This is a genomic window from Acidimicrobiales bacterium, assembly GCA_016716005.1.
Lineage (GTDB): Bacteria > Actinomycetota > Acidimicrobiia > Acidimicrobiales > JADJXE01 > JADJXE01.
The window spans coordinates 3,048,169-3,073,566 of sequence record JADJXE010000001.1 but is presented as its reverse complement, the minus strand read 5'-3'; the positions used below and the strand labels follow the sequence as shown (position 1 = coordinate 3,073,566).

At 75.3% G+C, this 25,398-nt stretch carries 19 protein-coding genes; 8 read left to right on the top strand and 11 right to left on the bottom strand.

Features of this window, described 5'->3' with window-relative positions; all coding sequences use genetic code 11:
• Positions 1-23: 23 nt before the first annotated feature.
• The 5 genes from IPM45_14945 to IPM45_14925 are packed head-to-tail and all read right to left on the bottom strand — an operon-like array spanning position 24 to position 5,765.
• The gene (locus IPM45_14945) at positions 24-1,589 is read right to left on the bottom strand and encodes a metallophosphoesterase (GenBank protein ID MBK9180835.1); all 1,566 of its coding nucleotides are present in this window, start codon (positions 1,587-1,589) and stop codon (positions 24-26) included.
• A 16-nt stretch (positions 1,590-1,605) separates the two neighbouring features.
• Positions 1,606-2,658: an ABC transporter ATP-binding protein gene (locus IPM45_14940; protein ID MBK9180834.1), complete on the bottom strand. Its 1,053-nt coding sequence runs from the start codon at positions 2,656-2,658 to the stop codon at positions 1,606-1,608.
• A gap of 26 nt (positions 2,659-2,684) precedes the next feature.
• Positions 2,685-3,617 carry a spermidine/putrescine ABC transporter permease gene (locus IPM45_14935; protein ID MBK9180833.1) on the bottom strand — a complete coding sequence of 311 codons (933 nt, stop codon included), beginning with the start codon at positions 3,615-3,617 and terminating at the stop codon, positions 2,685-2,687.
• Complete coding sequence (locus IPM45_14930; GenBank protein MBK9180832.1) at positions 3,614-4,546, bottom strand: ABC transporter permease subunit; 933 nt, start codon at positions 4,544-4,546, stop codon at positions 3,614-3,616. The genes IPM45_14935 and IPM45_14930 overlap by 4 nt, the downstream gene beginning before the upstream one ends.
• Before the next feature lie 4 nt (positions 4,547-4,550).
• Positions 4,551-5,765 (bottom strand): extracellular solute-binding protein, encoded by a 1,215-nt coding sequence (locus IPM45_14925; GenBank protein ID MBK9180831.1) that lies wholly within the window; start codon positions 5,763-5,765, stop codon positions 4,551-4,553.
• A 196-nt stretch (positions 5,766-5,961) separates the two neighbouring features.
• Here IPM45_14925 and IPM45_14920 point away from each other — a divergent pair, with 196 nt between their 5' ends.
• Complete coding sequence (locus tag IPM45_14920) at positions 5,962-6,273, top strand: hypothetical protein (protein ID MBK9180830.1); 312 nt, start codon at positions 5,962-5,964, stop codon at positions 6,271-6,273.
• Positions 6,270-6,509, top strand: coding sequence for a hypothetical protein (locus tag IPM45_14915; protein ID MBK9180829.1), 240 nt, complete (start codon positions 6,270-6,272; stop codon positions 6,507-6,509). Before IPM45_14920 ends, IPM45_14915 begins: the two co-directional genes overlap by 4 nt.
• 523 nt (positions 6,510-7,032) lie before the next feature.
• On the opposite strand, the gene IPM45_14910 is transcribed toward IPM45_14915, so the two are convergent.
• Positions 7,033-9,399 carry a cell wall-binding repeat-containing protein gene (locus IPM45_14910; GenBank protein MBK9180828.1) on the bottom strand — a complete coding sequence of 789 codons (2,367 nt, stop codon included), beginning with the start codon at positions 9,397-9,399 and terminating at the stop codon, positions 7,033-7,035.
• A 194-nt stretch (positions 9,400-9,593) separates the two neighbouring features.
• Here IPM45_14910 and IPM45_14905 point away from each other — a divergent pair, with 194 nt between their 5' ends.
• On the top strand, positions 9,594-10,409 hold the full coding sequence (locus tag IPM45_14905; GenBank protein MBK9180827.1) for a DUF3445 domain-containing protein: 816 nt from the start codon (positions 9,594-9,596) through the stop codon (positions 10,407-10,409).
• Between the two features lie 10 nt (positions 10,410-10,419).
• Here IPM45_14905 and IPM45_14900 read toward each other — a convergent pair whose 3' ends face one another.
• From IPM45_14900 to IPM45_14890, 3 genes are read right to left on the bottom strand one after another with little or no spacing between them, the layout of a single operon-like run.
• Positions 10,420-12,663: a family 43 glycosylhydrolase gene (locus IPM45_14900; protein ID MBK9180826.1), complete on the bottom strand. Its 2,244-nt coding sequence runs from the start codon at positions 12,661-12,663 to the stop codon at positions 10,420-10,422.
• Between the two features lie 49 nt (positions 12,664-12,712).
• Entirely contained in the window at positions 12,713-15,181 is a 2,469-nt protein-coding gene (locus IPM45_14895; GenBank protein ID MBK9180825.1) for a cell wall-binding repeat-containing protein, read from the bottom strand.
• Between the two features lie 54 nt (positions 15,182-15,235).
• Positions 15,236-16,795, bottom strand: a complete 1,560-nt coding sequence (locus IPM45_14890) for a sigma-70 family RNA polymerase sigma factor (protein ID MBK9180824.1) — start codon at positions 16,793-16,795, stop codon at positions 15,236-15,238.
• Between the two features lie 68 nt (positions 16,796-16,863).
• Between IPM45_14890 and scpA the strand changes: the two genes are divergently transcribed.
• From scpA to IPM45_14870, 4 genes are read left to right on the top strand one after another with little or no spacing between them, the layout of a single operon-like run.
• Positions 16,864-19,083: a methylmalonyl-CoA mutase gene (gene scpA / locus IPM45_14885; GenBank protein ID MBK9180823.1), complete on the top strand. Its 2,220-nt coding sequence runs from the start codon at positions 16,864-16,866 to the stop codon at positions 19,081-19,083.
• A gap of 33 nt (positions 19,084-19,116) precedes the next feature.
• Positions 19,117-20,115, top strand: a complete 999-nt coding sequence (gene meaB, locus IPM45_14880; GenBank protein MBK9180822.1) for a methylmalonyl Co-A mutase-associated GTPase MeaB — start codon at positions 19,117-19,119, stop codon at positions 20,113-20,115.
• Positions 20,112-21,068 carry a flippase-like domain-containing protein gene (locus tag IPM45_14875; GenBank protein MBK9180821.1) on the top strand — a complete coding sequence of 319 codons (957 nt, stop codon included), beginning with the start codon at positions 20,112-20,114 and terminating at the stop codon, positions 21,066-21,068. Before meaB ends, IPM45_14875 begins: the two co-directional genes overlap by 4 nt.
• Positions 21,065-22,537, top strand: a complete 1,473-nt coding sequence (locus IPM45_14870; GenBank protein MBK9180820.1) for a glycosyltransferase family 39 protein — start codon at positions 21,065-21,067, stop codon at positions 22,535-22,537. The genes IPM45_14875 and IPM45_14870 overlap by 4 nt, the downstream gene beginning before the upstream one ends.
• Before the next feature lie 7 nt (positions 22,538-22,544).
• Here IPM45_14870 and IPM45_14865 read toward each other — a convergent pair whose 3' ends face one another.
• Both IPM45_14865 and IPM45_14860 read right to left on the bottom strand, forming a co-directional pair.
• Positions 22,545-23,612, bottom strand: coding sequence for a GNAT family N-acetyltransferase (locus tag IPM45_14865; GenBank protein ID MBK9180819.1), 1,068 nt, complete (start codon positions 23,610-23,612; stop codon positions 22,545-22,547).
• Entirely contained in the window at positions 23,609-24,403 is a 795-nt protein-coding gene (locus IPM45_14860) for a PIG-L family deacetylase (protein MBK9180818.1), read from the bottom strand. The genes IPM45_14865 and IPM45_14860 overlap by 4 nt, the downstream gene beginning before the upstream one ends.
• Positions 24,404-24,466: 63 nt before the next feature.
• Between IPM45_14860 and IPM45_14855 the strand changes: the two genes are divergently transcribed.
• Positions 24,467-25,393, top strand: coding sequence for a glycosyltransferase family 2 protein (locus IPM45_14855; protein MBK9180817.1), 927 nt, complete (start codon positions 24,467-24,469; stop codon positions 25,391-25,393).
• Positions 25,394-25,398: the final 5 nt, after the last annotated feature.

Here is a 25,398-nt window from a genome sequence, read left to right as displayed (position 1 = left end):
GCCCGCGACCGGTCAGGGGTCGGTCACACTGCCGGATCGGCCACGCGGAGCACCACGTTGTGGGGGAGGCACCACGTGGGGCGCCCGCCGGTCTCGGCTCGGGTTATCGAGTCGCGCACGAGCGGGGCGTTGCGGGCCAGCACGCGCGACAGCGCGGCCAGGTGCAGCGGGTCACCCGGCTCCGCTGCGGCCGGGCGGGGCGGCGCAGCGTGGTCCACGGCCGTGCTCACCAGCGCCACCGTGCCGCCGCGCTCGCGCACGAGCTCGAGCACCCGGGCCTGCTGGGGCCAGTCGATCAGCGACGCCGACGTGATCTCCACCAGCACCCCTCCCCCCGGTCGATCGTGCTGCACCACGGCGTGGTGGTGGACGTGCCCCGCCAGCCACACGAGCACCCTCGGTTCGGCGGTGAGCACGCCAACCACCTCGTCGGCCAGGACCCGGTCGTCCGCCCCAGGGGGTCGCCAGCCGTTCACGAGGCACCACGATGGGTGGTGCGACGCCACGACGAGGTACTGCTCGGCGCAACGGGCGAGCACGGCGCGCAGCCACTCGAGCTGGCTCCGGTCGATCGAGCCCTCCCAGCCCCCGTGGGGGTTCACCGTGTCCAGCGCCACGAGCCGCACTGCGGCGGTGAGCGGAGCGGTGTAGGCGTTGCCCGGGCCGGGCTCGTGGTCCGGGCCGGCGTGCAGCGCTCCCCGGGCGGCGACCTCGCCCGGTGCCAGCAGCCGTCGCCGACGGTCGGGCGCCACGGAGCACGCCGGCGACGCAGGGGTGTAGGTGTAGCGGGCCGGACCCGTGCGCGGCACAGCCTCCAGCACCACCAACGGCGACTGCCCGGGGGCGAGGTCGGTGTAGCGCACCGGCCCCACGGCCAGGGCCCGCAGGGAGTCGTCGGGGGCGACCGTGCCCTGCAGCAGCGCGTCGTGGTTGCCGTGCACGCCGAATGCCGGCGTCTGCAGACCGGGCGACCGCACCTCGGCCCGCGCGTGGTGCACGACGCCGTCCGCGGTGGGGAACCCGTGGACCGCCACCCACCGGTCCAGGGCTCCGCTGCGGTGGCCCTCCGGGTGCCAGTAGTGCTCGCTCCACGGGGCGTCCGGCGCGCCCACCCACCCGCTGTGATCGGGGTCGCCGCTCGCGGGGCGCACCACGCCCCCGCCCACCACGGCCAGGTACCAGTCGAGCTCGTTGGCCTGCGCGTTGTCGACCAGGTCGCCGGTGAGCACCGTGGCATCGATCGGCTCGCCGGTGACGGGGCCGACCCGCAGGCGGTTCACCGCCTCCACCATGGCCACGGCCACGGGCACCGTGAAGATCTCCTGGGGCCGGTACGTGCCCACGTCGCCGAGCATCCGCTGGAAGGGCGCGCCTTGGTGGGCGTGGTGGTCGAGGTACTCCTGGCGCGCCGGCGACTCGGCGTCGCACACGTGCAGGTCGGACAGGTGCGCCAGCACGGCGATCACCTCGTGCGGTGACGGCGACACCCCGGCGTGGGGCGACCCACCGCACCCGGCCAGATCGAGCCACCCGCCCGGGCCCACGCCGCCCGAGCCGATGCCCTCCAGGTGGGTGGCCAGCGTGGTCACCGGATCCCCGCGGCCATCACACCGTGGACGGCGTGACCGGTCCGTCGAGCACGAGGCGCACCTCGTCGCCCTCGACGAGACCCGACGCCTCGCGCGACGGCAGGTCGACCGCCACCTTCAGGTCGCCTATCACGCAGTCCGCACGCGTGAGCGGCCCCCGGAACGACAGGGCCGTGACGACCGCCGGGTGCCCGTGGTGGGCGTCGCCCTCGTCGTCACCCTCGTCGTCGCCGAGCCGCACGATCCGTATGTGCTCGGGCCGCACGTGCACCCGGGCCGCGTCGCGGTGGCCGTTGTCGAGCGGGCGGCCGAGCACCGTGGCCTCGCCGTGCGCGCCGGGCACCACGGGGAGCAGGTTGGAGGTGCCGAGGAACGTCGACACGAACGAGTCGACCGGGTTGGAGTAGACCTCGGCCGGTGGGCTCACCTGGGCGAGCGCACCGGCGTTCATCACCCCGATCCGGTCGGCGATGGCCATGGCCTCGTGCTGGTCGTGCGTGACGAACAGCGTGGTGATGCCCAGCTCCCGCTGCAGCCGGCGGATCTCGCCGCGGAGCTGATCGCGCACCGCTGCGTCGAGCGCCGACAGCGGCTCGTCGAGCAGCAGCACCGGTGGCTCGGTGGCCAGCGCGCGCGCCAGCGCCACCCGCTGCTGCTGGCCACCGGAGAGCTGGTGCGGGTACTTGTCGGCGTGGACCGACAGGCCCGTCATGGCCAGGAGCTCGTCGACGCGCTGCTTCTGCCTGGCGCCCTTCACGCCCTTCATCTGCAGGGCGAAGCCGATGTTGCGGGCCGCGGTCATGTTGGGGAACAGGCTGTAGGACTGGAAGACCATGCCGAAGCCCCGGTGCCGGGCGTCGACACCGAGCACCGACCGTCCTCCCACCCGCACGTCGCCGGTGTCGGGCACCTCGAAGCCGGCCAGGATCCGCAGGGCGGTGGTCTTGCCGCATCCACTCGGCCCGAGCAGGCACAACAGCTCACCAGCGTGCACGGTGAGGTGCAGCGCGTCGAGCGCCAGAGTGGACCCGAAGCGCTTGGAGATCCCGTCGAACACCACGTCGCTCATGTCAGATCCCTGCCACGTCGGTCACGTCAGATCCCTGCCGCAGTGAACGTGATGCCCCGCCGGCGCAGGAGGCTCACGGCGAAGCCGATGATGGCCGCGGTCAGCACCAGCACCACGAGGGCGAGCGCCAGGCCGGCCCGAGGGTTGCTGCCCTGGATCACCACGAGGTACGTGGGCAGCGTCTCCTTCAGCAGGAGGGATGCGAAGGCGAACTCCCCGAGCACCGTGGCGCCGGTGAGGGCGGCCACGACGAGGATGGACGACGACAGGTTGGGCAGCACCACCCTGAAGAAGAAGGCGTGGCCCGGTGCGCCGATGCTCTGCGTGGCCTCGTAGAGCGTGCGCACGTCGAGCGCGCGCAACCCGGCGTCGATCGCCCGGTAGCTGAACGGCAGGGCCCACAGCGCGTAGAAGGGCACCAGGCTGTAGACCGAGGCGAGGAACCACGGCGCCGCCGTACGGAACGTGCCGGCGACGCCGACCACCAGGGCGATGGGCGGCACCACCCACGGGGCGAGCGTCATCACGAGCACCACGGGCCGCAGCCTGGGCGCCATCACCTCCACGTACGTGGCCACCGGGACCAGCAGCACCAGGGTGAGCACGATCGCACCCGCCGCGAGGAGCAGGCTGCGCTGGGCCACCTCGATCGTCTTCGGGTCGGTCATCACGTCGACGAGCGACTGCAGCGACCACCCCTCGAGCAGGTTGCCCCCGGTGAGCGACACCACCGGGATCCGCTGCAGCGAGAACCGGGCCATGGCCAGCAACGGCACGAAGAAGTAGATGCCGAGCAGCGCCAGGAAGACCAGCCGGCCCAGGCCGAGGCGCTGGCGACCGCCGGCACGACGCGACCGCTGACGGCGCAGATCGGGCGCAGGCGCAGGAGGCGGGCTGGTCACCTCGCCGCCGGTCTCGGCCGCGACCGTGGCCGTGCCGGCGGGACCGGGGATGCTCATCGGGGACTCCACCTCGTCACCCGGCGCTGCAGCACCGAGATCGCGGCCAAAGCGGCGATGAGCAGCAGCACTGTCCAGGCCACGAGCGCGTACCCCAGGTCCTGCTCGCCGCTGATCACGTTGCCCTGCAGGACGAACCGGATCTGCAACGGCACGAGCTGGCCGGCGCCGTTGCTCAGGGCGTAGGCCGTGGCGTACGCCGCGAAGGCGTTCACGAACAGCAGCACGAAGCCGGCCAGCAGCGACGGCGTGAGCACCGGCAGGCCCACGTGCCGCCAGTAGCGGAAGCGGCTGGCACCGATCGACTCGGCCGCCTCCTCCCACGTGCGCTTCAGCCCCTCCACGGCGGGCATCATCACGAGGAGCATCAGGGGGATCTGGAAGTACAGGTAGACGACGACCCAGCCGGAGAACTCCGAGATGTTGAAGCCGCTGGCTCGCAGGTCCCAGCCCAGCTCGGCGAGGACCCTCGTGACGAGGCCCTGCGATCCCAGCGTGGCGATGAACGCGAACGCGAGGGGGATGCCACCGAGCTGCGACGCCACGGCGGCCCACCCGTCGATGCTCGAGCGGAACCACCGCGGGCGGGAGACCCCGCGCAGGGCGAGCGCGGCAGCCACGCCGATGACCCCGCCGATGAGCGACGACAGGAACGACAGGCGCAGGCTCAACAGGAACGAGCTGCGGTACGTGCCGCTCACGGCCCGGGTCATGGCCGCCATCGACAGCTCCCCACCGGGCGTGAAGGCCCGGGTGAGCACGATGGCCGTGGGCCACAGGAGGAACAGCGCCAGGTAGAGCCCGAAGGGCACCAGCACGGCCGCCGCCACCCACGCGGTCCGTGGGCGACGACGGGCGGCTGGTGCCTTTCGAACGGCCGGCGCGTCGGCCGAGGTGTCGACCACACCGGCGTCGGCGGCGAGCGTCATGGCTCTACAGGTCGGCGACCATCGGGCCCCAGTTCTCGGTGAGGGCCTGCTTGGCGGCCTCGGTCTGCTCCGGGGTCGGGAAGGAGATCCCCTCGATGATCTCGGTGTCGGGCAGGTTCTGGGTGAGGTCGTCCGACACGAGGCCGGCCTCGACCAGCGCGGCGTACCGGGCCGGGATGGCGCCACCCTCGAGGTAGCCGAGCGCCCCGTCGTCGCCCGTGATGTGTTCGATCCACAGCCGCGCCGCGCAGGGGTGGTTGGCCTCCGACACCACGGCCTGGGCGTAGTAGCCGCCGTACACCCCGTCGTCGGGCACGACCACCTCGAGCTCGAAGCCCACCTCCTCCAGATCGGGGATGAGCGCCGGGAAGTTGTAGCTCCAGTCGAGGGCGATGGGCACCTCGCCCGACAGAAGCGCGGCCGGGGTCACGTCGACCACCTGCAGGTTGCCGCTCTGGCGCAGCTCCGAGAAGTACTCGATGCCGGGCATGATGTCGTCGAACGAGCCGCCGTTGGCGATCGACGCCGCCATCACGGCGGCGAACGCCGCGCCGGCCTCGCGGGGATCGCCGTTCAGGGTCACCATGCCCTGGTACTGCGGGTCCTTCAGGTCCTCCCAGGTGGTGGGCACCTCGTCGACCAGCGTGGTGTTGGTGGCGATGGCCATGACGCCGTAGTACGAGCCCACCCAGTAGCCGTCGGGATCCTTCAGCGCGTCGGGGATCTCGTCCCACGTCGTGGGCTTGTACGCGTCGACGAGCCCGTCGTCCATGAGCTCCTGGGTGAACGACGGCCCGACGTCGACCGCCTCGGGCATCTCGGGCTGGCCCCGCAGGGTGCGGATGGCCGTGAGCTCATCGGCCGACGAGGCATCCGGGTTGGCCACCGGGGCCTCGATGCCGTACGTGTCCCGGAACGACGCCAGGATGCCCTCGTAGTTCGCCCACGAGTCGGGCAGGGCGATCAGGTTCACCTTGCCCTCCTCCTGGGCCGCCTCGACGAGCTGCTCCAGCGAGCCGTCACCGCAGTCGGGCTCGTCGGTGCCGCCGCCACCGCTGTCGCCGCCGGAGCCACTCCCGGAGCCCTGGTCGGTGCTCGACGCCGCAGTCGTCGTGGTGGCCGACGCGCTGTCGTCGTCGTCGTCGCCGCACGCTGCAGCGAGCAGCCCGAGGCTGAGCGCGACGGCGACGAGACGCAGATGGATGGCTTTCCTGCCCACGTGGGGGCCTCCTCGGGAACGCAGCGACTGCTGCTCCAATGAACCGCCGCCGGACGGTACGCCCGGCTGGTTGCGAGCAGTTGCTGGGCAGGTGTCCAATCGGCGCTGCCGAGGCGAACACTTGGCGGCAGGCCGGGAGCCGTCCGGGGCACGCCACGCCTCGCGCACGGCCCGCTCGCGGGGACATGGTGCGGACGTGACGATCAGCGACGGCGACCCTGGCGCTGCGGGAGGCGACTTCCCCGACTGGGCCCTGTGGGGCCGGGCGCTGGGTGCCTGCGAGGCCGCCGGCCTGGAGCCGGTGGTCGACCTGTTGCACGTCGGCCTGCCCGACCACGCCGGCGGGTTCGCCGAGCCGGGTTGGGTCACGGCGTTCGTGCCGGTGGCGCGCGACGACCCCGGCGACGGTGTGCTCGACGAGATGCGCCGGCGCCGCGCGCTCTCGTGGCTGGTGCGGGACCTGCACCTGGGCCTGGATCCCCTGCCCGACGCGGCCGGCTCCCGGTGACCCAGCGGGTCTCCTGGCTCGAGCACCTGAGCGCCGCCCTGGCCGCGATGCGGCGCGACGACCTGCCCGTGCCCGGCCTCTGCGGGTACAGCCGGGGCGATCAGTTCGACTGGCAGACGGCGTTGGCCGAGCCGACCGGCGCCGTGACCCAGGTGGGGCCGGTCGACGTGCAGCGCCGCCCCCGGCCCGTCGCCGCGGCATTGGCAAAGATGGTGCGGGCGGGGCCTCCCTCCTGAGGGTGGTGCGCGGAGACGGGTTCGTCGGGCCGATCGAGCAGAGCGGCCATGGCCTGGGTGCGGGCGGGCTCGTCGTGTCGCCGGCCGAGTGCCTGCTCGCTGGTGGTGACTTCCTGGCTGATCTGGACCGCGCTGGCGCCGATCGTGCGGGTGCAGTCCTGGCGGCGGTTGCGGTGCCGCCGGCGTCGACGACTGCTCGCACATTGGCCCCGCGCTTCGGGCCCGAGCTCGCCGGCATCGAAGCCGCCTTGGTGGAGACCAGGGCGCGAGCTGTCGAGCTCGCGGAACCGCGGCGGGCGGCGCGGGTGGCGGCCGGCCCTCCCCCGATGATCACGAAGCACACGGCCACGGGGGGCAGGCGACCGCCGCCCCCTCCGCCGCCGTTCTGTGCACCGCAACGTGCGGTTTCCGTCACTTGCCGTGCACAGAACGTCGCGGCCGCGGCCCTGACGCGGCGGGGCCCGGGCCCCCGTGTGGGGAGGCCCGGGCCCTGATGCCGGGTGGCGGTGCCGTCAGGTGCGGGTCACACGCCCCTGATGGCGGTGTTGGCCTCGGTGAGCACGGTGTCGCTGACCGCCGCGGTGCCGCCGTACACGAACCCGCCGACCAGGTTGGTGGACCGGGTCACCAGGTAGTCCTTGACCACCTGGGGCAGGGCCGTCGGGTCGGTCAGCAGGAGCGGGCCGAACCGGGGGGTGCGGGCGATGTGGGCGCCGCCGGCCAGGCCGTCGGGGAACGCCAGCCCGCTGGCCAGGCCCACGAAGCGGGGGCCGGGGAACGGCGGGGTGAGGCCCGAGAAGAAGGTGAGGGCCACCTTCACCGACGTGTCGTAGCGGTCGACGCCGACCACCGGGGTGGCGGTGGGATCGGCCTTGGAGGCCGGCCCGCCGATGGCGTAGCGGGTGACGCCCGTGCGGCCGTTCAGGTAGCCGCTGACCACCGTCGGCATCACGCTGGCGTTGGTGAGCAGCACCGCACCCAGGCCGCCCGGCGTGTCGGTGTTGGCCGCAGCCGCACCGGCCGCGAGGGCGTCGGGGAAGTTGGTGCCGGTCGCCAGGAGGATGCGGGTGGGGTTGGCCAGCCCGTCCCGGGCGATCTTCACGGCGGTGTCGTAGCGGTCGGTGCCGGCCAGGCGCACCACCTGGAACCCGAGGGCCCGCACCGCGTCCTCGGTCGCCTGGCTGATCGCCGCGACCCCACCGAGGATGTAGACGGTCTTGGCGGTGTTGCCGGCGCCCAGCACCCGGGTGATCTCGGCGGAGACCCGGGGGTCGAGCGCCGAGGTGGTGGTGAGCAGCAGCGGGGCGTTCTTCTGCACCGCCAGCGGCGTGCCGGTGAGGGCGTCGGGGTACTCCTCGGCCCGGGCCAGCACCACGTTGCTCGCCGCGCCACCGGTCGGGAAGGTGGCCTGCGAGATCTTCACGGCCGTCTCGATCCGGTCGACGCCGGCGACCCGCACGAAGCTGGCGACCGGGTTGAGCACGACGTCGTTGCCGTCGCCGCCCTTGTAGGTGATCTTGAACACGGCGCCGGTGGTGCTGGTGAGGGTGGCGCCCTCGGCCAGGTTCTGGAAGGTGCCGGTGACGGCGCCGGCGCTCGTCTTGTTGACGATCACGAAGGTGGTGCCGGCGGCGGGCGTGCCCACGACCTTGAGGGGGCCGGCCAGGTTGACCGCACCGTCCACCCGCAGCTGGTCGTGCTCGGTGCCGGGGGTGGCGCCGTTGACGTCGACCTCGAAGGTGGCGCCGACCTGCTGGTCGTAGTTGCCGGTGGCCCGCAGGATGCCGGTGAGCGGCGTGACCTGCCCGGGTGCGACCATGCCGCCGGTGGCGGTGACGGTGCCGACGATGCCGATACCGCCGAGCGTGCCGCCGGCCACGGTGACGGTGTTGCCCGTCTGGTCGCCGTTCACGAACAGCCGGCCCGCGTTCACCGCGGTCGGCCCGTCGTAGGTGTTGGGCTGGGTGAGCACCAGGGTGCCGTTGCCGCCCTTGGTGAGGCCGCCCACGATGGGCAGCGGGCCGAACGAGACCAGCCCGTTGATGGTGAGGTCGACGCCCTCGTCGACGTTGACGGAGTTGCTCCCCTCCAGCTGCACCGGGCCGGACAGCGATGCGGACGTGGCGTTGGTGCCGACGCGGCTCGACTGCAGCGTCCCGCTCGAGAGCACCAGGGGCTCGGCCACGCTCAGCGGGCCCACCAGCTGGAGCGTGCCGCTGGTGTCGGTGCCGGACGCCGTGTTGCCCAGGGCGGCCGAGTTCGTCACCCGCAGGAAGCCGAACGTGTCGACGGCGATGACGCCGCCGTAGGTGCCGTTGGCGCCCGTGAGCTCGACCACGCCGTTGTCGATGCCGATCACGCGCATCTTGCCGGCGCCGGAGATCTGCCCGTTGATGACGAGCCTGCTCGGGGCGTCGACGGAGAGGATGGTCTCGTCGGCGGGCCCCGGCTCGGCCATCACCAGGTCGGCGTTGATGGTGTTGGTCGCCGGCAGGTTCGAGTCGATGAAGGACAGGTTCTCGGGAAAGGCGTCCGTGGCGAGCAGCGTGACGGTCCGGCCGGCGACCCGCTCGATCGTGTAGCCGGTGTTGGTGCCTGCCGGCAGCTGATCGAAGGCGATGCCGGCGAGCGAGAGCGTCGGGTGGTTCGTGACCGTGCGGGTGCCGGACGCGGCGCTGGCCGGGAACACGGCCAGGTCGTTGTTCGCCGGCTGCGTGTCGGCCGCCCAGTTGGCGTCGACCTGCCAGTCGCCGCTGGTGCTGCCGTCCCAATCGGCCTGGGCGCCAAAGGCGCTGGCGGCGGGCGCGACGGCCGTGAATCCTGCGAGGATCGCGGCCGACGCCATCAGGAAGGCCTTGGCCTTGCGTCGTCGTGAAGTGATGGGTCGCATAGCGCGGATCCTCCGGGTCAAGAAGTACTCCGCCGCACCCATCGGTCAAACTACTCGACGCTTGAGCGGAAACCCCGGTAACCGGGCCGTTCGGCCCATCGGCCGGCGGCCGGTACCCTCGAGCGATGGCGTTCTGGGCGGGGCCGCTCACGTTCGACGACCTGCCCTTCGACGACCGGCCCTTCCGCCTCCGGATGGGCCTGAAGCCCCTCGACCTCGACGACTGGATCCAGGTCGGCCCCGAGCGCGACGAGGAGCTGGCCCTGAAGCGCGAGCTGCTGGCCACCCGCCACGACGAGGTGGTGGGCACCCTGCCGGGCAGCGAGGCCGCCTCCCGGGAGGTGCTCGATGCCCTGGTCGAGCACCTGGCGCGGCGCTTCCCCGAGCTGGTCGTCGAGGTGCCCGAGGTCGACGGCGAGGGCCGGCCCCTGCACCCCATCGACGCGGCCGGGCGCCTCGTGCAGGAGGACCTGTGCCTGCACACGCCGGCGGCCGACTCGGCCCCGGTGCTGGTGGCCGCCTCGGTGTGCTTCCCGTCCCGCTGGCGCCTCGCCGAGAAGATGGGGCTGCCGATCCGTGCGATCCACGGGCCGGTGGCGTCGTACGACGAGCAGCTGGGCTCGCCGGTCGACCGGGTGCTGGCCAAGCTGGAGCCGGGCAAGGGCGTGTCCCGCCTCAACTGGAGCCTCCTCGACGACGGCGCGCTGTTCCAGCCCACCGGCCACGGCCGCACCGAGCGCAACGAGGCCGTCACCCCGGCCAACGCCGGCGACCTGCTGTGGCTGCGGGTGGAGCGCCAGACCCTGCGCCGCTTCCCCCGGCACCGGTCGCTGCTGTTCACCATCCGCACCTACCAGCGGCCCCTGCGCAGCCTGGAGGGACAACCCGGCGCGGCCGCCCGGCTGGCCGGCACCATCCGCAACCTGCCCGAGGACACGGCCCGCTACAAGAGCCTCCCCGCCTTCTCGGCCGCCGCCCTCGCCTACCTCGACCGGCTGGCCGCGGCCTGAGCGACCCACCTCAGCCGGGCTGGACGAGGCCGTCGGCCCGCAGCACCCACCAGCCCGAGGGCGCCCAGGCCAGGGCCACGTTCACGTCGGCCGGCCGCCAGGCGCCCCCGGCGGGTCGCACCACCTGGTCGGCCGGGCCGCCCAGGTGCACGCCCCCGAAGCCGTCGAGCACGGCCACCACCGCCAGCGGCGCGTACGGGCTGGGCGGCACGCTCGTCGGCGTCGCCGCCGCCGCCGGCGCGCTCGACGTGGTGGTGGGCGCCACCGTGGTCGGCGCCGCCACGCTCGACGGGGCCGGCGTGGTCGACCCGGTGGTGGGCGGCGGGGCCGTGGTCGACGGCGGGATGGTCGACGGGACCGTGATCGCCACCGTCGTGCCCGGCCGCACCGGCTGCGTCGCCGGGGGCAGGGTGGTCGCCACCGTCGTCGCCACCGTCGTCGGGACCGTGGTCGCCACCGTCGTCGGCGTGGTGGTCGGCACCGTGGAGGCCGGCACGGTCGATGCCGGCAGTGTGGATGCCGATGCATCGGTGCGGGCCAGCACCCGCCCCGCCACCGTGGTGGTGCCCGGCACCACCACGCGCACCGTGCGGGCGATGTCCCAGCCCGGCCACCAGGCCACCGGGTCGAGGCGGGTGGCCCCACCCCAGGGGTGCAGGCCGCCCCAGCCGTCGAGCACCCAGCCGCCCGAGCCGTCGGGCAGCAGGGCCAGGTCGCGGGCGACGTCCCAGCCCGGCCAGTAGGCGCTGCCCGGGTAGCGGGGGGCGAGGCCGAACGGGTGCAGGCCCCCGAAGGCGTCGAGCACCCAGCCGCCCTCGCCCCCCGACAGGACCACGGCGGCGCGGGCCACGTCCCACCCCGGCCACCAGGCCGCCCCGTCGACCGGCAGGCCGGCGGCCGAGCCGAAGCGGTGCAGGCCGCCCCAGCCGTCGAGCACCAGGTAGCCGGCCCCGTCGGACATCGGCACCAGGTCGCGCGCCACCGCGCCGCGCAGGTCGGCCCCGCCAAGGTCGGGCGCGCCGCCGAAGGGGGCGACGGCCCCGCCGGCGGTGAGCACCCAGCCGCCACCCTCGGCCCGCACGGCCAGCGAGCGGGCCTCCGGCGCCACCAGCGGGCGGCCCTGGGCGACCAGCACGGTGGCCAGGTGCAGGGTGCGACGGCCGCCGGCGGCGTAGCCCACCCGGCCCGGGTCCCAGGCGTGGAAGGCCATGCGCAGGTTGCCCCACTGGTCCACCACGAAGCCGGCCCCGCCGGTGCCGACCGCGTGGGGCGCGGTGCGCAGCAGCGGGGCGTCGACGGTCCGGCGGGTGCACGGCCCCAGGTGCGTCTCGCAGGTGGCGTACCCGGTGGCGTAGGCGCCGGTGCGCCAGTCGTTGCCCGAGTAGAAGAGGTAGAGGTGGCCGGCCACGTCGACCAGCTCCGGGTTCTCGACCATGCCGGCCTCCCACCGGGCGCCGGCCCCCAGCAGCATGCGGGGCTCGCCCAGCAGGGCCAGGCCGTCGTCGCCGAGGCGCTGGACGGCGATGCCGGCGTTGCCGGGCTGCTCCCAGCGGAACACCAGCCACCGGCTGCCGTCGGGCGCGCTGTAGGGCGACGGGTCGATCACGTGTCCGCCCGGGGCGCACAGCATGGGGCCGGCGGTGTCGTCGACGAACGGCCCCGCGGGCGAGGGCCCGACGGCCCGCGACAGGCACTGCCGGTCGCGGGCGGCCTCGCGGACCGAGTAGTACATCACCCACCCGGCCGGCGTCCGAGCCACCGACGGCGCCCAGCTCCACCCCCACCGGGCCCAGCCGGGCAGCGAGGGCACGGCCGAGCCCAGGTGGGTCCAGCCGCCCTCGAGGTCGCTCGACGCCATCACCTGGAGGGTCCTGACCTGGTCGGTGGTGGCGTAGGCGTAGTACGTGGCGCCGTCACGGACGATGGACGGGTCGGGGAAGTCGCCGCCCCACGCCGGGCCGTCGGCCAGTTTGGCGCCGGGCGGCGGGTCGGGCGCAGCCAACGCCTCGCCGGCCGCGTCGACCAGGGCGGTCACCAGCTCGGCGCCGGCCGTCGGACCGGACGGCTCGGCCGGAGCGGCCCGCCGGGGAACGGCGCGTGGTGCGTCCGAGGGCCGGGCCCATCCCCGCAGCAGGGTGCCGTCGGCGGCCACGATCAGCAGGGCCAGCGCCACGACCGTGGCCGCGACCCGGCGGGCCGACCACCGCCGGCCCGCCGGGCGCGCGTGCCCCCCGTCCACCCGCTGAGGTGCCATGCGCCCCTCCTGTCGGCAGGGGGACGCCGCACTTCAGCGGCGGGCCGCGCTACTGCAGGCCGGCGTCGAGGCGCCAGGTGAGCACGTCGTCCACCGGGCTCCCGGCACCCCGCGTGTCGAGATCGGCGCTGAACCCGCCGTTGCCGCCACCGGTGAGCGCCGGGCCGGCGGCCAGGCGGACCTCGCCCCGGATGTGCCACACCGCACCCGAGCGGATGGCCTCGCCCTCGAACTCGCCGGCGATGTCGCCGAGCGACGTGGAGAGCGTGACGGTGCCGGTGACCCGGTCGGGGGCGGTGATGGCGGCAGCGTCGTCGCCACGGGCGAGGGCCAGCGTGATCGACGCCCGGGTGAGCGGCGTGGTGGCGCCCCGGATGGTGACGCCGACCCCGCCGAGGGCGGTGTCGGTGAAGGTGAGCGTGCTGGTGCCGAGGGCGTCGCCGTCGAGGTCGCTGCTCGGCCCGGTGGCCGCGTCGGGCCCGACCTGGGTGACGGGCCCCGACAGCGTGAGGCGCTGGCCGGTGGCGTAGCGGAGCAAGGTGGGCGACGGGGCCATGCGGGCCGACAGGCTCACCCCCGACAGCGACGACTGGCCCGACGCGCCGCCCGCGAACCGCACGCACGACGGCGACGACGTGCCCGGCGAGCGGAGGACGCCGTCGGCGTCGGTGCGGTAGGCGCCGCTCAGCATCAGGTCGCCCTGGGCTTGGAAGCCGGTGCGCTCCGGCGTGGCGGTGACCGACAGCCAGCGCACCCCGACCGCCCCGCCCCGCAGCACGCAGGCCCGCGGCTCCCCGGTGTCGCCGTAGGAGCGGAACACGGGGGCCAGGTCGAGCGACGTCACGAAGCCGGACCCGAGGGTGGGGGTGCGCTCGTCGCCGCCGACGGCCGTGCGGGCGCCGTCGACCCGGCGGGTGACGTCGGCCAGCACGTCCGGGGTGATCACCGCCTGACCGCCGAAGGCGACGGCGAAGCCGGGCACCGCGCAGGTGGGTGACGCGGTGGCGCTGGTGCACCAGTCGCCGCCCGGCGCGAAGGCCTCGTCGAGGAGGGTCGCCACCGGTGCGGGGAGGGTGGTGGCCCCGGCCTCGACCAGGAGGATCGGCGCGGCGTCGTGGGCCGGGCGCACGCCGCCGCCGGTGGTGCGGGGGGCGGCCCCGCTGGTGGGGGCGAGGGCCCGATCAGGGGCGCCGGGGGCCCCCTCCCCCACGGCCAGGGTGGCGCACCACGGCCCGGCCCCCAGGGCGTCGGGCCAGCCCTGGGCGGTGGGCCCGTCGCCCGACGAGGCGGCCAGGCACACCAGGCTGCCGGCGTAGGCAGCCGGCCCCGCCGGCCACCACCCTCCCAGCAGGCGCGCCATCTGCACCGAGGTGTCGGCCCGCGTGGTGCCGGCGATGCGGATCACCTCGGCGCCCGCGATCGAGGCCGCCCCCTGCACGGTGGACTCGGGGATGCGGCTGGTGCCGCCCAGCACCACCAGGGTGTCGATGTCGAGGGTGGTGAGGGCGGCGCTGGTGGCCAGGGGCAGGGCACCGCCCGCGCCCGTGAGCAGCACCGGCACCTGCCAGTAGCTCGTCCACCACCCGGCGGCCAGGGCGTCGGCGCCGGTCAGGCCGTCGGTGAGCACCACCGTGCGCGACAGCAGGCGGCACGACGTCGGCGCCTCGCGGTACTCCACCACCGAGTTGGCGTAGAAGGTCGTGCGGCTGCCGTCGGTGGCGTCGGGGTCGGCGCACCCGGTGGTGCCCGGCGGCACCGGCGCGGTGCCGAGGCTGCGGGCCACGCGCCCGGCGGTGTCGTAGCGGTCGACGCCGGCGACCCGGAAGATCTGGGTGTACCCGAGGGTGACGAGGTCGTCCTCGACCCCGGCGGGCACGGCCGCGATGCCCCCGACGACCACCGCGCTGCGGGCCGTCGTGCAGCCGCCCCGCGACAGGTCCTGGGCGCCGACCTGACCGGCCAGGTCGAGGCCGCTCGCCCCGGCGCGCCCCGAGGTGGTGATGAGGATGGGCGCGGCGTCGGTGTCGACGCGGTCGAAGCCGCCGATCGGGTCGAAGAGGGGGTCGGCCGCGGCGGTGCGCTCGAGCAGCGGCTCGGTCGACTGGTCGGTGGGGTCGGAGAGCACCGAGGCCGCCAGCGCGTCGGCGAAGGTGTCGCCGGCCACGACGATGACGGCCGACGGGCACCGCCGGGCGCCCCACCATCCGCTGGCGTCGGCCAGCCGAGCGGCGTTGCCCGACGTGCGGTCGGAGGTGCCGAACGGGAACTGGCCCTGGCCCCGCAGGGTGAGCAGCGACGCCAGGTTCGTCTGGTAGCGGTCGGGCCCCGAGATCCGCAGCGCCTGGGCGGTGGCGATCAGGTCGGGGTCGGCGCCGGGGGCCGACGGCCACGGCGAGGGGTCGTCGAGGTCGAACAGCCCGGCCGCCCGCGCCGGTGAGGCCGGCGACACCGCCAGCAGCACGGCGGCGAGTACCGCCAGGCACGCCGCGAGCCGCGCCGATCGGGGAGGACGACGCATGGGGTCGTGTTCTAGCCCACCGACGGTGCCGACGGGCGCGCGGACCGAGGGCCGCTAGGCGATCGACAGGGACACCGACGACGTGCCGCCGCCCGGCCCCAGGGTGATCGTGCCCGATGCGGTGCCCTCGGCCTGGAGGCCGATGGCCTCGCCGCCGCTGACCCGGGCCGGCGCCCCCGACAGGTCGATCACGCGGGTGCCGTCGGCGTTCGTGGCGACGGCCGTGCGGGCCGCGACCCGAACCTCGACGACGGAGCCGTCGTCGAGGGTGACGGTGAGGGTGGCGTCGATGCGGGACGGCTCGCCGTCGGTGGCGGGAGCGGAGGGATCGCCCACGCTCACCTTGCCCGACAGCGACCCGGTGAGGGTGCGGCCGCCCACGGTGAGGGTGACCGCACCGGAGAGGTCGACCCGGGCGCCGGCATCGGCGGTGCCGAGGGCGGAGGCCGAGACCGAGCCGGGGCCGGGCGTGGGGGCGGTGGGCACGGGTGCGGGGCTCGCCGGCGGGGTGGCGGGATCGGAGGCCGGGCCGGCCTCGGGCGCCTTGACCGGGACGGCGGGCTCGGCGGGCACGGTGGTGGGTGTGGGCTTGCCCGGCTCCGGCGCGGCCACCTCGGCGGCGGCCGGTGCGGCCGGATCGGCGCTGGCGGCCGGGCCGGCGGCGGCCGGTGCCCCGGCGGTGGGCCCGGTGCCCTCGACGACGACGGTGGTGACCGAGGGCGCGGCCGTCAGGGGCGCCGTGGTGCCACCCAGTGGCAGCTGCTCGCTGGTGGCCGTGACGGGCGCGGCGGCCGGCTCGGCCCGGTCGGCGACCTGGGTGGCGGCCACCGGGACCGCGACGGTGGCGATGGCACCGGCCGCGGCCGCGACCACACCGGCCTTGGTGCTGAACACCGGGGCGGCCTCGACGGCCAGGCGGGTGACGGTGGGGCCGACGCTGGCCAGGTTGGCGGCCGCGGCCGACGCCAACGAGGGGTCGGCGGCGCCGACGGCCCCGCCGGGATCGGCCAGGGCGGCCTTCTCGCTGCGGCGCAGGATCGGGAAGAACCCGGCGAAGGCCGCGACCGCACCCCCCAGGAGCCGCTTGAGGGCGGCCTGGCCGCGGTGGACGCGGGCGCGGGCGTTCTCCTCGGAGATGCCGTGGGCCCGGGCGATCTCGCTGTACGAGCGCTCCTCGCCGTACCGCTGCTCGAGGGCGGTGCGATAGCTGTCGGGGAGGGAGGCCAGGGCCTCGGCCACCTTGCGGCGCCGGGCCGGGTCGAGCTCGATGACCTCGTCGGCGCCGGGGGCGGCCGGGTCGGCCACCGCGCCGGCCCGCTCGGCCAGGGCACGGTCGCGGGTGCGGCGGTTGCCCTCGTCGTAGCAGACGTTGGTGAGGATGCGGTAGAGCCAGGCCCGCAGGTGGTACTGGCCGTTGAAGCGGGGCAGCGCCCGGTACGCCCGGAGGAAGGTCTCCTGCACGGCGTCCTCGGCGGCCTTGGGGTCCTGCAGGCGGCGCATGGCGTGGGCGTGGAGCTCGGCCCGGTACTCGCGCACGATCTCGTCGAACGCACGGCCGTCACCGCTCTTGTGGGCTTCGACCAGCAGGCGCTCGTCGATGCTCGTCATTGCCATGACGCGCCACTCCTACGTTGCCGCGGTGCCCCCACAACCCCGCTCGTCGCCCGATGACGACAGCCCGAATGGTACCCCACGGGTCCTCCCGGAGACATGGTTTTCCGTCACCCGGCGATTCGCGGCACGCTGTGGGCGTGAGCGACGCACCGAGCCGACCTTCCCTCGACGACTGGCGGGCCCTGGCCTCCAAGGACCTGAAGGGCGCCGACCCCGACACGTTGATCCGCGACACCCCCGAGGGCATCCCCGTGAAGCCCCTGTACACCGAGGCCGACCTCGACGGGGTGGAGGCCGTGGGCACCCTGCCCGGCTTCGCGCCGTTCGTGCGGGGCGTCCGGGCCACGATGTTCACCCACCGGCCCTGGACGATCCGCCAGTACGCCGGGTTCTCCACCGCCGAGGAGTCCAACGCCTTCTACCGGCGGAACCTGGCCGCCGGGCAGATGGGCCTGTCGGTGGCGTTCGACCTGGCGACCCACCGGGGCTACGACTCGGACCACCCCCGGGTGGTCGGCGACGTGGGCAAGGCCGGCGTGGCCATCGACTCCATCGAGGACATGAAGGTGCTCTTCGACGGGATCCCGCTGGAGAAGATGTCGGTCTCGATGACCATGAACGGCGCCGTGATCCCGGTGCTCGCGGCCTACGTGGTGGCCGGCGAGGAGCAGGGCGCCGCCCTGGACCGGCTCTCGGGCACCATCCAGAACGACATCCTCAAGGAGTTCATGGTCCGCAACACCTACATCTACCCGCCCGCGCCGTCGATGCGGATCGTGGCCGACATCATCGAGTACACGTCGGCCCACCTGCCCCGGTTCAACTCGATCTCCATCTCCGGCTACCACATGCAGGAGGCGGGGGCCACGGCCGACCAGGAGCTGGCCTTCACCATCGCCGACGGCCTGGAGTACGTGCGCACGGCCCTGGCCCGGGGGCTCGACGTCGACCGCTTCGCGCCCCGCCTCTCGTTCTTCTTCGCCATCGGCATGAACCTGTTCATGGAGGTCGCGAAGCTGCGGGCCGCCCGGCTGCTGTGGCACCGGGTGATGTCGCAGTTCTCCCCCTCCAACCCGCAGTCGCTCATGCTGCGCACCCACTGCCAGACGTCGGGCGTGTCGCTCACCGAGCAGGACCCGTACAACAACGTGGTGCGGACCGCCTACGAGGCCCTGGCCGCTGTGCTCGGCGGCACGCAGAGCCTGCACACCAACTCCTTCGACGAGGCCCTCGGCCTGCCGACCGACTTCTCGGCCCGGATCGCACGCAACACCCAGCTGATCCTGGCCGAGGAGACCGGGGTGACCCAGGTGGTCGACCCCCTGGCGGGCTCGTACTACGTGGAGCGGCTCACCCAGGACCTGGCCGACCGGGCGTGGGCGCTCATCCAGGAGGTCGAGGAGCTCGGCGGCATGACCAAGGCGGTCGAGTCGGGCATGCCGAAGCTGCGGATCGAGGAGGCGTCGGCCCGGCGGCAGGCGGGCGTCGACCGGGGCGAGCAGGTGATCGTCGGCGTGAACAAGTACCGGCTGGACGACGAGCCGCCGGTCGACGTGCTCTTCGTCGACAACACCAGGGTGCGCGAGCAGCAGCTGGCCAGGCTCGCCTCGGTGAAGGCGTCGCGCGACGACGAGGCCGTGCACGCGGCCCTCGACGCGGTGCGGGCGGGCGCGGCCGGCGACGGCAACCTGCTCGAGCTGGCGATCGAGGCGACCCGACGGCGGGCGACGGTCGGCGAGATCTCGGCGGCGATGGAGGACGTGTTCGGCCGCTACCGGGCCACGATCCGTACCATCTCCGGTGTGTACGGATCGGCCTACGCCGGCGACGAGGGGTTCGCCGACATCCGGGGGCGGGTGGACGAGTTCGCGGCGGCCGAGGGGCGCCGGCCCCGGATGCTGGTGGCCAAGATGGGCCAGGACGGTCACGACCGCGGGGCCAAGGTGATCGCGACGGCGTTCGCCGACCTGGGCTTCGACGTCGACGTCGGCCCCCTGTTCCAGACGCCCGAGGAGGTGGCCCGCGACGCGGTCGAGAACGACGTGCACGTGGTGGGCGTGTCGTCGCAGGCCGCCGGGCACCGCACGCTGGTGCCGCAGCTCATCGGGGCGCTCCGGGGGCTCGGGGCCGGCGACGTGCTGGTGGTGGTGGGCGGGGTGATCCCGCCGTCGGACTACGACTTCCTCGAGTCGGCCGGCGTGTCGGCGGTCTTCGGGCCCGGGACGAACATCCCCGACGCGGCCGGGCGGATCCTCGACCTGCTCGAGGCCCAGCGGCCGGCGGCCTGACGCGGCCCCGGGCCAGACCTGGGGATTCGGCACATGACCGCTCCCCTCTCGACCGAGGCCCTGGCCGACCGGGTGCGGGCCGGCGACCGGCGGGCCCTCGCCCGGGCCATCACGCTGGTCGAGTCGACGCGAGCCGACCACCGGGCCCACGCCGACGACCTGCTCGGCCGGCTGCTCGACGGCACCGGTGGCGCCGTCCGCATGGGCATCTCCGGCGCGCCGGGCGCCGGCAAGTCGACGTTCATCGAGGCCTTCGGGCTCCAGCTGGTGGACGCCGGGCACCGGGTGGCGGTGCTGGCCGTCGACCCGTCGAGCACCCGCAGCGGGGGATCGATCCTGGGCGACAAGACCCGCATGGGAGAGCTGGCCAACCGGCCCGAGGCGTTCATCCGGCCGTCGCCCTCGCGGGGTTCGCTGGGCGGCGTCGCCCGCCGCACCCGCGAGGCGCTGCTGCTGTGCGAGGCGGCCGGGTTCGACGTGGTGGTGGTCGAGACGGTCGGCGTCGGCCAGAGCGAGATCGCGGTGTCGGACCTGGTGGACCTGATGGCGCTGCTCGTGACGCCGGCCGGCGGCGACGAGCTGCAGGGGATCAAGCGGGGGATCATGGAGGTCGCCGACCTCGTCGTGGTCAACAAGGCCGACGGCGAGCTGGCCGCCGCCGCCCGGCACGCCGCCGCCGACTACCGCACCGCCCTGCACCTGATCCGCCCGCGCACCCCGGCGTGGACGCCCCGGGTCGAGGTGGTGTCGGCGATCGAGCGCCGAGGGATCGCCCAGGTGTGGGACGCCGCCCTCGAGCACCGCGCCGCGCTGGCGGGCTCGGGCGAGCTGACGGCCCTGCGGAGCCGCCAGGCCACGACGTGGCTGTGGTCGGAGCTCACCGACCGGCTGCTCGACGAGCTGCGCGCCAGCCCGGCCGTGCGGGGGCGGCTGCACCGCCTGGAGGCCGAGGTGGCGAAGGGGCGCACGACGCCCTCGGCGGCCGCGTCGGCGCTGCTGGCCGCCTTCCACGCGGGCGACAGCGACCCGTGAGCGACGAGCCCGCGGCTCGCCCGGACAGCTCGACAGGAGGTGGCCCGCCCCGGCGGCGGCGGTGGATCCGCGTCGGCCAGTGGGTGTTCGTCGCCGCCCTGATCGCCGTCCTCGCCCGCCTGGCCGTGCAGAACTGGGGGCAGCTCCGCGACGTCGAGCTGCACTGGCGGCCGGGCTGGCTGGTGCCGGCCGCCATCGCCACGGCGATCGCGTCGGTGGTCCTGCCGCTGGCCTGGCGCCACCTCCTCATCGGCTACGGCGTGCGGCTCGGGCGGCGGGCCGCGCTGCGCATCTGGTGGGTCTCCCAGGCCGCCCGCTACTTCCCGACCGGGCTCGCCGCGGCCGCCTCCCGGGTGGTGCTGTCGGCCCGGGAGGGCGTGCCCCGCTCCCTCGCCGCCGCCTCCTTCGCCCTCGAGACGGCCCTGGTGGTCGGCTGGGCCCTGCTGGTGTTCGCCCTCGCCTCGGCGGCCCTCGGCCCGCCCTGGCTCCGGGTGCTCGTGCTGGTGGCCGGCGTGCTGGGGCTGGCCTTCCTGCCCTGGCTGCTCCGGCTCCTCGGGCGCCTCCTCCCCCGGTTCCCGTCGCTCGCCCCCGGCGAGGTGCGCACCCGGGAGGTGTACGAGGCGGCCGGGCTCTTCGGCGTCAACACCCTCTTCCGGGCCGCCCGGTTCGTGTTCCTGGCCGCCGCCCTGGTGCCGGTGTCGTGGTCCGACGTGCCCCTCCTCATCGGTGCGGCCTACGCCGGCGTGGTCGCCGGGATGATCGGGGTCACGCCGGCCGGCCTGGGGGTGCGGGAGGGCGTGATCACCGCCCTGCTGGCCCGCACGTACCCGCTGGGCGACGCCGCCGCGGTGGCGGTGGCCCTGCGAGCCTGGGACTTCGCCTTCGAGGTGCTGTTCCTCGGGCTGGCCTCCCTCGCCGACCGCAGGCGGCGGCGGGCGCCGGTGGCGGCGTGACGACGGCCCTGGCCGCGGGCCCCGGGGCGACGGGCACCCGATCCCCTTCCCGCGAGCGCTGGACGCGGGCCCAGGCCGTCGCCCTGGTCGCGCTGCTGGCCGTGGCCTCGTTCGTGCTCCTGTTCCGGCTGGGCACCGCCGGGTGGAGCGTCGACGAGCCGGTGTACCGCGACGCCGGGCGGGCCTACGTCGACGGCGACTTCTCCACCAACCGGGAGCACCCGCTCCTCGCCAAGCTGCTCATCGGGGTCTCGCTCCAGGTCGCGGGCGACGGCGAGGTCGGCACCCGCCTCCCCGCCGCCCTGTCGGGGCTCGTGGTCGGCCTGGCGCTGCTGGGGCTGGGGAGCAGGATGGCCGGGCGCTGGGCGGGCCTCGCCGCGGCCGGCCTGTGGTGGCTCCTCCCGGTCGCCCCGGGCACGATCGTCGGCCGGATCGACCGGTACGGCCTGCTCGAGCCGCCGATGCTCGCGTTCGGCACCCTGGCGCTGTACCTGGCCTGGCGGTGGAGCGAGTCGGGCCGGGCCCGCTGGGGCGTCGGTGCGGGCGTCGCCCTCGGCCTGGCCGCGGCGTGCAAGCTCACCGGCGGCCTCGCCCTGCCCGCCGTCGCTCTGGCGGCGTGGTGGTCACCGGGCGCGTCGGCGGGCACCCGACGCCGGATCGCCGCCGTCGGCGTCGCCGCCCTTTGTGCCGCCGGCGCGTTCCTGGCCGTCGCGCTGGTCGCCGGCACCGACGGGCTCCACGCCCTCCGCTTCGCCGTCGACTGGCAGCTCGACCACGCCGCCGCCGGCCACGCCCAGCTGGTCGCCGGACGGACGTACCTGCACCCGCCGTGGTGGTCGCCCTGGTGGTTCCAGGCCCGGTACCTGGGGTGGTTCGCCCTGGCCGCCCTGTGGGGCCTGGCCGCGCTCGGCGCGGCCCTGGGCTGGCGGGCCCGCCGGCGGGCCGTCGCCTTCACGCTCACCGCCCTCGTGCCGGTGGTCGCGGCCGTCTCGCTGGCCGGCCTCAAGCTGCCCCACTACCACGTGGCGTGGATCCCGCCCCTGGCGCTGCTGGCCGGCATCGGCCTGGCCGACGGGTGGCGCCGCGCCGGGCCGGCCCGAGCCGGCGTCGCCGTGGCCGTCGTCGTGCTGGCCGTCGCGGCCGTCGGCCTCGTCGCCCGGATCGCCACGCTCCAACCCGAGGACTACGCCGCCCTGCCCGCCGCCCTCCGGGCCGAGGGCCTCGCCGACGAGCTCGCGGGTGCGAGGGTCGCGGTGTGGGGCTACCCCCACCTGGTGGAGGAGGCGCTCCCGGGCCGCGCCGTCACCACCTCCCCGCCCACCGCCGGCGCGGCGCCGCCCGACGTGGTGGTCGTCGACCCCGTGGTCGCCGACCGCCAGCCCGACTCGCCGTTCCGCGACTTCGTCGACGACCCCGGCCCCTACGACCGCATCCGCGTGGGCCGCCTCGACGTCTACGTGCGCCGCTGACCCGGCCTCACAGGTGGTCGAGGTCGCCCCAGCAGAACGTCCACCCGAGGCCCGAGGCGTCGCGACCGAGGTGGAGGTTGTCGACCACGCAGAAGCGCACCGGCCGGTGCTGGAGCCGGCGGGGCAGCCGCCGCAGCCCGCCCGCGGCGGCGAGCCGGCCGGGCGCGGTGCCCCGCAGCGCCACCGTGACCAGGCCCGACGCCCCGGCGTGCCCGGCCGCGACGGCGGCCAGCAGGGCCCGGCCCACCCCGGCCTCGGCGGCCAGCAGCTCGAGCACGGCCACGAACCGCCCGCCCAGCTCGGCCCGCTCGCACGTGGCCGCCGCGCCCACCAGCGCGCCCCGCTCGTCGCGGGCCGCCCACAGCCGGTGGCCGGTCCCGGTCGGCGCCACGTAGCGCCAACGCCACCACGCCGCGGCCCGCTCGATGCCCGTCGCGTACGACGGCACCACCCGGGCCCACAGCGCGTCGAGGCCGTCGGGCACCGCGCCGGTCTCGGCAACCGCCACCCCCCCGGACCCGGACCCGGACCCGGACCCGGCGCCGTCCGGGCCGCGCCGCGCCCCGGGCCAGTGGTGCACCAGCGGCGCGACCGCCCGCCCGGGCAGGTGCAGGCGCGCCCCGAGCCACACCGGGTCGAGGGGCCGCACCAGCACGTCGAGGCCGGGCACCGGCACCGCGCCGGCCTGCACGAAGCCCCGCAGCGACGACTCGTTGGGGTGGTTCAGGGTGTAGGCCAGGCCCAGCCGGCCGGCGCCTCGGAACGCCTCGCGGGCCAGGCGGACGAAGAGCCCCTGGCCCCGGTGGGACGGGGCGACGGCGGCGTCGGCGCCCTTGCCGAGCAGCACCGGCCGCCCGCCGACGACGCCCGGCACCGGGAACACCGTGTACTGGCCCACGAGCCGGCCCCCGGCCTCGGCCACCCACGAGCTGGGGGGACCCCACGGGTTCGACCAGAGCTGGTGGCCCAGCACCTCCGGGTCGGCCTTGGGGTTGTGGGGGAAGCAGGCGGCCAGCAGCGCCGAGACGGCCTCGGCGTCGTCGGGCCCGGCGGGGCGCAGCGTGGCGCCGCTCACCCCTCGAGCCCGTCGAGCTCGGCGACCACGGTCGCCCACCGGCCGGCCGGCACCGCGAAGAACGCCTCGGCGAACCCCCGCCCGAGCAGGCCGTGCACCGAGCGGTACCGGTTGAGGCCGAGCATCGCCCCCACGTCGAACGCCTGGTGGGCGGTGACGTGCGCGGCGATGGCCTCACGCTTGCGGTCGACGACGGCGGTCACGTCGACCACCCGGGTGGGCTCGAGCGGCGTCCAGGTCTCGTAGCCCCACACCTCGGCCCCGGCCGGCAGCGTGACCGCGGCGCGGGCCAGGGCCCGGGCGACCGCACGGTGGTCGGGGTGGCCGTCGAGCGGCCACGGCGCGAAGACCACCTCGGGAGCCAGCTCGGCGGCCAGGGCGGCCACCACGCCGACCAGCTCGTCGAGCCGCGAGGCCACCGCGCCGTCGGGCAGGCCGCAGAAGCGTGTCGCCACCCCCAGCACCGCCCCGGCCACCTCGGCCTCGGCCCGGCGGCGGGCGGCCGTCTCGACCGCCGAGGCGGTGGCACCCACCGTGGCCTCGCCGTCGGTGACGAACGCCACCGTGACCTCGGCCCCGGCGTCGGCCAGCAGGGCCAGCGTGCCCCCGCACCCGATGCTCTCGTCGTCGGGGTGGGGGGCCAGGACCACGGCCCGTCGGGCGGTGGGCGGGGCGACGAGCGGGCCCGAGCCCACCGCGGAGCGCACCGCGAGCAGCGCCGGCCAGGCCGGCTCGGGGACGTGGCGCTGGGCTCGGGCGGCCAGCCGCACCAGGGCGCGAGGCAGGGGCACGGGACCACCCTAGGCACCCCCTCCACGGGTCGCGCCGGTCCCCTGCCCTAGCCTGGAGGGGTCATGCCGCCCCCCGAGGTGCCCCCCGGCGACGCCGACGAGCTCGACGTGAGCATCGTGCTCCCCGTCTTCAACGAGGCCGGGCACCTGCGCGAGGAGATCGACCGGATCCGCGCCGCCATGGACGCGTCGGGGTACTCCTACGAGATCGTCGCCGTCGACGACGGCTCCACCGACGGCTCGGGCGACGAGCTGGCCGCCATCGACGGCATCCGCCTCATCCGCTTCGCCACCAACCGCGGGTCGGGCTCGGCCCGCAAGGCCGGCACCCACGCCGCCCGGGGCCGGGTGGTGGTGTGGACCGACGTCGACATGACCTACCCCAACGACCGGATCCCCGAGCTGGTGAAGGAGCTCGAGGGCTACGACCAGGTGGTGGGGGCCCGCACCACCGAGCAGGGCCGGCACCGGGCGGCCCGCGTGCCGGCCAAGTGGTTCATCCGGCGGCTGGCCTCGTTCCTGGTGGAGAAGCCGATCCCCGACCTCAACTCGGGCTTCCGGGCGTTCCGCCGGGCCGTCGCCCTGCAGTACCTCAGCCAGCTGCCCGCCGGCTTCAGCTGCGTCACCACCATCACCATGGCCTTCCTGGCCAACGGCTACTCGGTGACGTACGTCCCCATCGAGTACGCGGCCCGGCGGGGGCACTCCAAGTTCCACTGGTGGCGCGACACCCGCCGCTACCTCACCCAGGTCGTGCGGCTCGTGCTCTCCTACAACCCGCTGCGGATCTTCCTGCCCCTGGGCGTCGCCCTCACCCTGGTGGGGCTGGGCAAGCTGGCCTTCGACCTGGTCGACAAGGACTTCCGGGTCGCCACCAACACCCTCCTGATCCTGTTCGCCGCCTTCCAGGTGTTCGCCATCGGGCTGCTCGCCGACCTGGTCGTGCGCGTGGCCAAGCCCGGTGACGAGGTGGACCCCGAGACCCTCTAGCGGGC